Origin of the sequence: Pseudomonas onubensis, assembly GCF_965653655.1 — a bacterium.
Taxonomy (GTDB): Bacteria; Pseudomonadota; Gammaproteobacteria; order Pseudomonadales; family Pseudomonadaceae; genus Aquipseudomonas.
In genome coordinates this window covers 1-9,457 of sequence record NZ_CBFHAZ010000159.1, presented here as the reverse complement: position 1 = coordinate 9,457, position 9,457 = coordinate 1, and the positions used below count along the sequence as shown (strand labels likewise).

The 9,457-nt window shown below is 61.8% G+C and carries 8 protein-coding genes; 6 read left to right on the top strand and 2 right to left on the bottom strand.

What is annotated here, in order from left to right; genetic code table 11:
- Nucleotides 1-245: 245 nt before the first annotated feature.
- The 6 genes from ACTD9P_RS28525 (at nucleotide 246) to ACTD9P_RS28500 (ending at nucleotide 7,219) form a co-directional block, all read left to right on the top strand.
- On the top strand, nucleotides 246-1,169 hold the full coding sequence (locus ACTD9P_RS28525) for a substrate-binding domain-containing protein (RefSeq protein ID WP_438870271.1): 924 nt from the start codon (nucleotides 246-248) through the stop codon (nucleotides 1,167-1,169).
- 63 nt (nucleotides 1,170-1,232) lie between these two features.
- On the top strand, nucleotides 1,233-2,741 hold the full coding sequence (locus ACTD9P_RS28520) for a sugar ABC transporter ATP-binding protein (RefSeq protein WP_438870270.1): 1,509 nt from the start codon (nucleotides 1,233-1,235) through the stop codon (nucleotides 2,739-2,741).
- Nucleotides 2,707-3,699 carry an ABC transporter permease gene (locus ACTD9P_RS28515; protein WP_438870269.1) on the top strand — a complete coding sequence of 331 codons (993 nt, stop codon included), beginning with the start codon at nucleotides 2,707-2,709 and terminating at the stop codon, nucleotides 3,697-3,699. Before ACTD9P_RS28520 ends, ACTD9P_RS28515 begins: the two co-directional genes overlap by 35 nt.
- 26 nt (nucleotides 3,700-3,725) lie before the next feature.
- Nucleotides 3,726-4,805: an alcohol dehydrogenase catalytic domain-containing protein gene (locus ACTD9P_RS28510; RefSeq protein WP_438870268.1), complete on the top strand. Its 1,080-nt coding sequence runs from the start codon at nucleotides 3,726-3,728 to the stop codon at nucleotides 4,803-4,805.
- A gap of 3 nt (nucleotides 4,806-4,808) precedes the next feature.
- Nucleotides 4,809-6,341, top strand: coding sequence for an FGGY-family carbohydrate kinase (locus ACTD9P_RS28505; RefSeq protein ID WP_438870267.1), 1,533 nt, complete (start codon nucleotides 4,809-4,811; stop codon nucleotides 6,339-6,341).
- A 152-nt stretch (nucleotides 6,342-6,493) separates the two neighbouring features.
- On the top strand, nucleotides 6,494-7,219 hold the full coding sequence (locus ACTD9P_RS28500) for an SDR family oxidoreductase (RefSeq protein WP_438870266.1): 726 nt from the start codon (nucleotides 6,494-6,496) through the stop codon (nucleotides 7,217-7,219).
- On the opposite strand, the gene ACTD9P_RS28495 is transcribed toward ACTD9P_RS28500, so the two are convergent.
- The gene (locus ACTD9P_RS28495; protein ID WP_438870265.1) at nucleotides 7,216-8,220 is read right to left on the bottom strand and encodes a LacI family DNA-binding transcriptional regulator; all 1,005 of its coding nucleotides are present in this window, start codon (nucleotides 8,218-8,220) and stop codon (nucleotides 7,216-7,218) included. The two genes, ACTD9P_RS28500 and ACTD9P_RS28495, sit on opposite strands and share 4 nt — an antisense overlap.
- A 58-nt stretch (nucleotides 8,221-8,278) precedes the next feature.
- Nucleotides 8,279-9,142 (bottom strand): LysR family transcriptional regulator, encoded by an 864-nt coding sequence (locus tag ACTD9P_RS28490; protein ID WP_438870264.1) that lies wholly within the window; start codon nucleotides 9,140-9,142, stop codon nucleotides 8,279-8,281.
- Nucleotides 9,143-9,457: the final 315 nt, after the last annotated feature.

Here is a 9,457-nt window from a genome sequence, read left to right as displayed (position 1 = left end):
ACGACTCAAGCCCTGGTCATCATTGGCCGCAAGCTGGCGCGTATCGCTTTTTCGCTCATGAAAAACCTGAGCGAATACCAACCAAAAGCGGTTTTAGGGGCTTCCCCAAAACCATAGAATCTCCCACCTTTCGACCGCGACCGACCAATGGCCTCTTGCACAGCCCCCATTTACTTGCTAGCTTCTCGCAAAATGTTAACGATAACATTTGCTCTAAAAATAAAAACAAAACAGAGAACCACGCCATGAAAATGCTCCCGAAAACCCTGTGTTTACTGGCTGTCAGCATCACCCTAGGCGCCACCGGCGCAGCGTTTGCCGACGCCGCCAAACCGATCCGCATCGGCGCCTCCTTCCAGGAAATCAACAACCCCTATTTCGTCACCATGAAAAACGCCCTCGAAGAAGCCGGCGCGACCATCGGTGCGAAGCTGATCATCACCGATGCCCGCCACGACGTGTCCAAGCAGGTCAGCGATGTCGAGGACATGCTGCAAAAGGGCATCGATATCCTGCTGATCAACCCCACCGACTCGGTCGGCGTGCAATCGGCGGTCAAATCTGCCCACGCTGCGGGTGTGGTGGTGGTCGCGGTGGACGCCCAGGCCGATGGCCCGCTGGACTCCTTCGTCGGTTCAAAAAACTTCGACGCCGGCTTCCAGGCCTGTGAATACCTGGCCAAGAACATCGGCGACAAAGGCAATATCGCCATCCTCGACGGCATCGCCGTGGTGCCGATCCTTGAGCGTGTGCGCGGCTGCAAAGAGGCGGTGGCCAAGCACCCGGACATCAAGATTGTCAGTATCCAGAACGGCAAGCAGGAGCGTGACCAGGCGCTGACCGTCACCGAAAACATGCTGCAGGCCCAGCCGGGGCTCAAGGGTATTTTCAGCGTGAATGACAACGGCTCCCTCGGCGCACTGTCGGCCATCGAAGCCAGCGGCCTGGACGTAAAACTGGTCAGCGTCGACGGTGCACCGGAAGCCATCAAGGCGATCCAGAAGCCCGGCAGCAAGTTCATCGCCACCTCGGCGCAATACCCGCGCGATCAGATCCGCCTGGCCCTGGGCATCGCCCTGGCCAAGAAGTGGGGCTCGCAAGTACCGGCCACCATTCCCGTCGATATCACGTTGATCGACCAGGCCAAGGCCAAGGACTTCAGCTGGTAAATCGCCCCGGCCCCACGTGAACCGTGGGGCTTGAGGTCTCCTTCTGAATACGAGGTCGGCGGTATGAGCAGTCTTCTGAAGCTGGAAAATATCTGTAAGCGCTACCCGGGCGTACAGGCCCTCAAGTCCATCAACCTGCAGGTCGAGCGCGGCGAAATTCATGCGCTGCTGGGTGAAAATGGTGCGGGCAAGTCGACCCTGATGAAGATCCTCGGCGGCGTCGAGCATCAGGATGAAGGGCAGATTTTGATCGATGGTCAGGCGCAAAAGTTTGCCACTTACCGCGACGCGATCGCCGCCGGTATCGGCATCGTGTTCCAGGAATTCAGCCTGATTCCCTATCTCACGGCGGTGGAAAACATTTTCCTCGGCCATGAGCTCAGCAACCGCTTCGGCCTGCTGCGCAAGCGCGAAATGGTCGAAGCCAGCGAAGCCTTGTTCAAGCGCCTCGGTGTGAGCATCGACCTGCAATGCGCGGTCAAGCACCTGAGCGTGGCCGAGCAGCAATTCGTCGAAATTGCCAAGGCCCTGGCCTTGAATGCGCGCCTGTTGGTACTCGATGAACCGACCGCCACGCTCACGCCCAGCGAAGCCGAACTGCTGTTCGAGATCATGCGTGAACTCAAGCGCCAGGGTGTGGCAGTGATTTTTATCTCTCACCATTTGGAAGAGATTTTCCAGGTGTGCGACCGCATCAGCGTATTGCGCGATGGCGGTAACGTCGGCGTGACCAATGTGGCCGACAGCGATATCAACCGGCTGGTGGAAATGATGGTCGGCCGGCGCCTGGAAAACAGTTTCCCACCCAAACCCACGAAAGACCGTGGCCCGCTGCTGCTGGACGTCAAGGACATCCAGTTGGTACGCAATGGCCCGCACAACCGCTTTCAGCTGCACAAGGGCGAGATCCTCGGCTTTGCCGGGCTGGTCGGCTCCGGTCGCACCGAGCTGGCGCTGGGCATGATGGGCGCGCTGCCGTCGGTGAGCAAAGACGTGTGGTTGCGCGGCGAGAAAGTCACCCTCGATGACCCGGCGCAAGCCCTGGCCCACGGCATTGGCCTGCTGCCGGAAAGCCGCAAGAGCGAAGGGCTGATCACCGACTTCAGCATTCGCGAAAACATCTCCCTGAACAACCTGCCCAAGTACCAGAACGCCACCGGCCTGATCGACAAGGCCAAGGAGTGCGCCAGCGTCGACGCGCTGATGCGCCAGCTGTCGATCAAGGCGCCCAGCGGCGAAAGCCGGGTGTTCAACCTCAGTGGCGGCAACCAGCAAAAGGTCGTGATCGCACGCTGGATCAACCACCACTGCGACGTGCTGGTGTTCGACGAACCCACACGCGGCATCGACGTTGGCGCCAAGGCGCAGATCTACGCCCTGATGCGCAGCCTCACCGAACAAGGCTACGCGATCATCATGATTTCTTCCGAACTGCCCGAAGTCATCGGCATGTGCGACCGCGTCGCCGTGTTCCACAAGGGCGCCATCGTCAAGCTGCTGGAAGCGGCCGCCGTCAACCCACAAGAGGTCATGCGCCATGCAACAGGGGGCTCAAGTGAATATGTCCATTAATACCGGCGACACCCGCCGACTGCGCCTGAACCTGGCGCGGCTGGTGCGCTCGCCGGCGTTTTATCCCTTTGTGGGGTTGGTGGTGGTGACCCTGGTGATGATCTTTGCCAGCGACAACTTCCTCACCACCAGCAACCTGTCGAACATTGCGCGCCAGGTGTCGATCAACGCGATTATCGCGGTGGGCATGACCTGCGTGATTCTCACCGGTGGCATCGACCTGTCGGTGGGGCCGGTGATGGCGCTGTCGGGCACCTTGACCGCAGGGCTGATGGTCGCGGGCCTGCCGCCGGGCCTGGCGATTGGCGCCGGTATGCTGATCGGTGTGGCCTTCGGCATCGGCAATGGCTTGTTCGTCGCCTACCTGCACATGCCGCCGATCATTGTCACCCTGGCAACCATGGGCATCGCCCGTGGCCTGGGCCTGATGTACACCGACGGCTACCCGATTTCGGGATTGCCGGAGTGGTTCGGTTTCTTCGGCCGCCAGAGCCTGTTCGGCGTCGACGTGCCGATCCTGATCATGCTGGTCACCTACTTTGCCGCCTATGTGTTGCTGCAACACACGCGCATCGGCCGCTACATCTACGCCATCGGCGGCAATGAAGAAGCGGTGCGTTTGTCGGGCGTGCGGGCGGCGCGCTTCAAGTTGCTGGTGTACGGAATCAGCGGCCTGACCGCAGCGATTGCCGGGCTGGTGCTCACCTCACGCTTGATGAGCGGCCAGCCGAACGCCGGCGTGTCGTTCGAGCTGGATGCGATTGCGGCGGTGGTACTCGGCGGTGCGTCGATTGCCGGCGGGCGCGGGGTCATTGTCGGCACCTTGCTCGGCGCCATGCTGCTGGGCGTACTCAATAACGGCTTGAACATGCTCGGGGTCTCGCCCTACGTCCAGAGCGTGATCAAGGGCGGGATCATTTTGCTGGCGATTTTCATCAGCCGTCAGCGCCATAAATAAACACCTGACAAGAAAGGACCGAACCCATGGACAAGCACACCGAGATGCAAGCCGTCGTCTGCCACGGCCCGAAAGACTACCGCCTGGAACGCATCGGCAAACCCAAGGCGCGCCCCAATGAGCTGGTGATCCGCATTGCCGCCTGCGGCATCTGCGCCAGTGACTGCAAGTGCCACTCCGGCGCTGCGATGTTCTGGGGTGGCGACAACCCATGGGTCAAGGCGCCGGTGGTGCCGGGCCATGAGTTTTTCGGCTACGTGGAAGAAGTGGGCGAGGGCGCCGAGGAACACTTTGAAGTGGCGGTGGGCGACAAGGTGATCGCCGAGCAGATCGTGCCGTGCGGCAAGTGCCGCTTCTGCAAGTCGGGCAAGTACTGGATGTGCGAAGTGCACAATATCTTCGGCTTCCAGCGTGAAGTCGCCGAAGGCGGCATGGCCCAGTACATGCGCATTCCCAAAACCGCCATCGTGCACAAGATTCCCGAGTCGGTGTCGCTGGAAGACTCGGCGCTGGTGGAGCCGATGGCGTGTTCGATCCACACCGTCAACCGTGGCGAAATCCAGCTCGATGACGTGGTGGTGATCGCCGGTGCCGGTACGCTGGGGTTGTGCATGGTTCAGGTCGCCGCGCTGAAAACCCCGAAAAAACTGGTGGTGATCGACATGGTCGACGAGCGCCTGGAACTGGCCAAGCAATTTGGCGCCGACGTGGTGATCAACCCGTCCCGCGACAATGCCCGCGAGATCATCAACAGCCTCACCGATAACTATGGCTGCGACGTGTACATCGAAACCACCGGCGTGCCCGCCGGCGTGACCCAAGGCCTGGACCTTATCCGCAAGCTCGGGCGGTTTGTCGAGTTCAGCGTGTTCGGCGCCGAAACCAGCGTCGACTGGTCGATCATCGGCGACCGCAAGGAGCTGGACGTGCGCGGCGCGCACCTCGGCCCGTATTGCTACCCGATCGCTATCGACCTGTTCGAGCGTGGCCTGGTGACGTCCAAGGGCATCGTTACCCATGACTTCCCGCTGGATGATTTTGCCGAGGCCTTCGCGTTGGCCAACTCAACCAAATCGATCAAGGTGCTGTTGAAACCGGTGATTTGATCTATGAACTATGTAATGGGTGTCGATATAGGAACCCAGAGCACCAAGGCGCTGCTGGTGGATGGTCAAGGTACGATCATCGCCCAGCACAGCCAGGGGTATCGCGTCGATACCCCGAAAGTGCGCTGGGCCGAGCAATGGCCGCAGGTGTGGCTGGAGGCGGTCGAGGCGTGTGTGGCGCAGTGCATGGTCAAGTCCGGCGTGGCGGCCGGGCAGGTCAAGGCGCTGTGCATAAGCAGCCTGTACGGCGGTTCGGGAATTGCCGTTGACGCGCAGATAAAGCCGCTGCACCCGTGCCTGATCTGGATGGACCGCCGCGCCGGCGAGCAGGTGGCCTGGGTGCGTGAGCACCTGGACCTGGAGCGCTTGTTCGAAATCACCGGCAACTCGGTGGACAGCTACTACGGCTTCACCAAGATGCTCTGGCTCAAGCAGCATCAGCCGCAGGTGTGGGCTGACACGCGCTACCTGCTGCCGCCCAACAGCTATATCAACTGGTGCCTTACCGGCGAATTGGCGGTGGACCATAGCAGCGCCGGCAATATTGGCGGGGTTTACGATGTGAAGGCGCGCGGCTGGTCTGCCGAGATGCTCGATGCGCTGGGCATTGCCCAGGCCATGATGCCCGAGCGGTTGGTGTACTCCAGTGAGGTGGTGGGCGGTTTGCTCGAAAGCTGGGCCAAGCGCCTGGGCTTGCAGGCCGGTACGCCGATCCTGGCCGGCGGTGTGGACGCGGCGATGGCCACGTTGGCGGCTGGGGTTACGCAGCCGGGTAACCATGTGGCGATGATCGGCACCAGCATGTGCTGGGGTTATTTGAACCAGCACGTGGACGCACACCACGGGCTGGTGAGCATGCCCCACGTCTACAACGGCCATCGGGACCTGTACATCTTTGGCGGCGCGATCACCGCCGGGGCGTCGGTCAGCTGGTTTCGCGAGCAGTTCTGCCAGGCCGAAGAACAGCAGGCCCAGGTCACCGGCCAGGACAGCCTGGTGCTGTTGGAACAGAGCGCCACCCAGATTCCGGCGGGCAGCGAAGGTTTGTTGTTTTTACCGTACCTGATGGGCGAACGCAGCCCGGTATGGGACGACCGCGCCAGCGGCAGCTTTGTCGGACTGAACCTGTACCACAGCCGTATTCACCTGTATCGCGCAGTGCTTGAGGGCGTGAGTTTCGCCCTGCGCCACAACATTGAGGCCGGTACCCAGGGCGCGCATTCACTGGACCCGCGCCTGATCGTGGTGGGCGGCGCGAGCCATTCGGATTTGTGGATGCAGATTATCGCCGATGTTACGCGCTACCCGGTCTACACCATCGTGCAGGAGGTGGAAGCAGCCTTGGGCGCGGCGTTGCTGGCGGCGCATACGGTGGGGTTGGTGAGTGATGGCGAGATGGACAAAGGCTGGGTGCAGTTGGAACTGCGGGCACAGCCCAAGCGCGAAAATGTCATGACGTATGACCGGGCGTTTGCTGAGTACCTGAAGCTGTATCCAGCCCTGCGACCGATCATGCACAACCTGCAAGCCAACTGAATTCACGCGGTCCAAATGTGGGAGCGGGCTTGCTCGCGAATGCGGTGTGTCAGTCAATTGATCTGTCACAGACCCACCGCATTCGCGAGCAAGTCGAATCGTCGCACCGCCGCTCCCACATTGGATCTCCACTTTTTTCGAGACTGTGATCCATGACCACCACCTTCAACTTCACCCGCCAGCGCATCCTCGTCACCGGCGCCAGCAGCGGCATCGGTCGCGAAATCGCCCAACAGCTGATCGCCGCCGGTGCCGAAGTCTTCGCCCTCGGTCGCGACGCGCAAGCCTTGTCACAGCTGGGTTGCAATAGCCTATGCCTGGACATCGCCGACAGCATCGCCCTGGATAAAGCCCTGGCAGACCTGCCGCCACTGCACGGCCTGGTCAACTGCGCCGGCATCTCGCGCCTGGAGCCCGCCGCCGCCATCAGCGCGGATGCGTTCGATCAAGTCATGCAGGTCAATGCCCGCGCTGCCGCACAGGTCGCCAGCCGCGTGGCGGCAAAAATGATCGAAGCCAACATCGCCGGCAGCATCGTCAATGTCTCAAGCCAAGCCTCGCTGGTGGCGCTGGACGATCACCTCGGTTACTGCGCTTCAAAGGCTGCACTGGACGCGATCACCCGCGTGCAGTGCGCCGAGTGGGGGCGCTTTGGCATTCGTGTGAACAGCGTCAACCCCACGGTCACGCTCACGCCCATGGCGACCAAGGCGTGGTCTGACCCGGCCAAGCGCGACCCGGCGCTGGCGGCGATTCCCTTGGGGCGTTTTGCACAAACCGTGGAAGTCGCATTGCCGGTGCTGTTCCTGCTCAGCGATGCCGCCAGCATGATCAGCGGCGTCAGCCTGCCGATCGATGGCGGCTACACCAGCCGCTAGCCGTTTTCCAGCACGCCGGCGATCACCACCTTGTCCCGTGGCTTGTACGGGTCCTGCAAGCGGTCAAGCAGCAGGCGTACCGCGCTGCTGCCGGCCAGTGAGGCGTCGTGGGCCACGCAGGCGATCGGCACGCCGAAGATATCGGCGAAGGGCAGGCGGTCGATGCCGCAAATGGTCAGGCTGTCGTGGGCAATGTTGTGCATGCGCAACGCGCGCAGGGCGCCGAGGGTGATCAACTGGTTGAAACCCATGATCGCATCCGGCGCCGAGTGCTCGGCCAGGTAGTCGAGGGTGTGCAGGTAAGACGGCATCAACGTGTAGTCGCCGGCCTGCACTTCGACCTGAATGTGAGGGTGCTCAGCCAGCACTTCGCGCAAGCCCTTGAGGCGCTCCACGGTGATACGTGAATGCTCCGGGCCGGTGAGCACCAGCAGACGCTTAAGCTCGGGCGTGTTGCGCAACAGGTAGTGCGCGGCCTGGATGCCGCTGTGGTAGTTGTCAAGCACCACGCGGCTGAACGGGCTGTCGTGGAGCGTGCGGTCGAGCAGCACCACCGGGGTTTTGCCGTTGCCCAGACGCTCCAGATAATCGGGTTGGTAGCTGGGCTCGTCCGAGACCGGTGACAGGATAATCCCCGCCACGCGATAGCCCAGCAGGGTATCGACGGCCTTGCTTTCGAGTTCTTCCAGCTCATCGGTGTCCACCAGCATGATGGTGTAGCCGTGCTGCTTCGCCTCGCGGGAAATCGCCTTGATCATCTCGCTGTAGAACGGGTTGTCGACCGAGGCGGTGATCACGCCGATGATCAGGCTCTCACTGCGCTTGAGCCCGCGTGCGAAGGCATTGGGCACGTAGTCCAGCTCGCGCGCCACTTCGAGAATGCGCGCCAGTGTGGCGGGCTTGACCAGGTCGGGCTTGCTCAATGCGCGGGACACCGTGATGGTGGTCATGCCCACCCGTTTGGCGATGTCGCTGATGGTGACGGACTTTTTCTTGTTCATCGGTAAGGCTGCGCTGGGAAACATCCGCAGGCTAGCATGCGCGCGGGCGTAGGGTGATTCAAATCAGCGGGTCCCAGCGTTGTGACCAGTCGCTTTCGGCCTTGACCACTTCGCGCAGCAGCCCCAGCGCCTGCTGCAATACCGCCGAATCCCGCGCCCGTGAGTAGACCAGGTAGGTTGGGAAGCTGAATTCCGGCGCTTTCGGCACGCGCTGCATGACGCCGCTGTCCAGGTAGCTTTGCACCACGCGCGTGCGGAAGTACCCGGCGCCGCCGTTCTCCAGGATGTACTGCAGGGCCAACGGCCCGAGGTTGAAACTCAGCGCGGCACGGGCCTTGTCGGGCAGGGCGGCGTCGTGTTGCTGGCGAAAGCCCTGGCCCCAGTCGATATACACGTAAGGGACGGGTTTGCTGGTTAACTGCACCAGGATCAGTTTTTCTTCCAGCACCTGCTCCACTTGCAGGCCCGGCCAGTATTGCGGCTGGAATACCAGCGCGGCATCGAGTACGCCCAGTTCCAGTTGGCGTAACAGGTATTCGCCTTCACGCACTTCGGTGCGCAGCGCGTGGCCGGGGATCTGTTCGCGCAAAGCCTTGGCCCAGCCCAGCATCAACGGGTTGCACAGGCTGACTTCACCGCCGATATGCAGCACGTTGCGGTAGCCATCGGGCAGTGGCAGGTCGCGCTTGGCGGCTTCCCAGGTTTGCAGCAATTGGTTGGCGTAGACCACAAATGCCTCGCCATCGGCGGTGAGCCTGGCGCCTGCGCGGTTGCGCACAAACAGCGTGCTGCCCAACTGGCTTTCCAGGCTTTTGACCCGTGCGGTGATGGCGGTCTGGGTGACGTGCAGTTTCTCGGCGGCCGCGGCCAGGCTGCCGCAGCGGGTGATTTCGAGGAAGGTGCGTGCCAGTTCGATGTCCATGAAACCCCCGGGGATTAATGGGGGACAGTGTAATGGAATGTGCTCAAGGCTGGCGTGTGTGTGGGTTTGTTTGGGTGCTGGGTGTATATCCGTTATTTGGGTGATGGCTGAGTATGGTTCCGCTCTTACAGCGGGTCACTTTTGCAAGGACCGGAATGCCGGCCCAGTCAAAAGTAACCAAAAGGTCCTCGCCCCACCACTTGGCACCTCGCTAATGCTCGGTGTGCCAGAACGAAGGCTTGAATCCGTGGGCCGCCGCGATGGGCCATCCTTGGCCCAGCGCGGCTAACCCGGCGTCCTGCCGGGTTACCCACG

Excerpts from the sequence above, each read along its gene's own strand:
- ACTD9P_RS28515 (WP_438870269.1), top strand. The coding sequence starts at position 2,707 with ATGCAACAGGGGGCTCAAGTGAATATGTCCATTAATACCGGCGACACC.
- ACTD9P_RS28495 (WP_438870265.1), bottom strand. The coding sequence starts at position 8,220 with ATGAACAAGAAAAAGTCCGTCACCATCAGCGACATCGCCAAACGGGTG.
- ACTD9P_RS28520 (WP_438870270.1), top strand. The coding sequence starts at position 1,233 with ATGAGCAGTCTTCTGAAGCTGGAAAATATCTGTAAGCGCTACCCGGGC.
- ACTD9P_RS28490 (WP_438870264.1), bottom strand. The coding sequence starts at position 9,142 with ATGGACATCGAACTGGCACGCACCTTCCTCGAAATCACCCGCTGCGGC.
- ACTD9P_RS28505 (WP_438870267.1), top strand. The coding sequence starts at position 4,809 with ATGAACTATGTAATGGGTGTCGATATAGGAACCCAGAGCACCAAGGCG.
- ACTD9P_RS28525 (WP_438870271.1), top strand. The coding sequence starts at position 246 with ATGAAAATGCTCCCGAAAACCCTGTGTTTACTGGCTGTCAGCATCACC.
- ACTD9P_RS28510 (WP_438870268.1), top strand. The coding sequence starts at position 3,726 with ATGGACAAGCACACCGAGATGCAAGCCGTCGTCTGCCACGGCCCGAAA.
- ACTD9P_RS28500 (WP_438870266.1), top strand. The coding sequence starts at position 6,494 with ATGACCACCACCTTCAACTTCACCCGCCAGCGCATCCTCGTCACCGGC.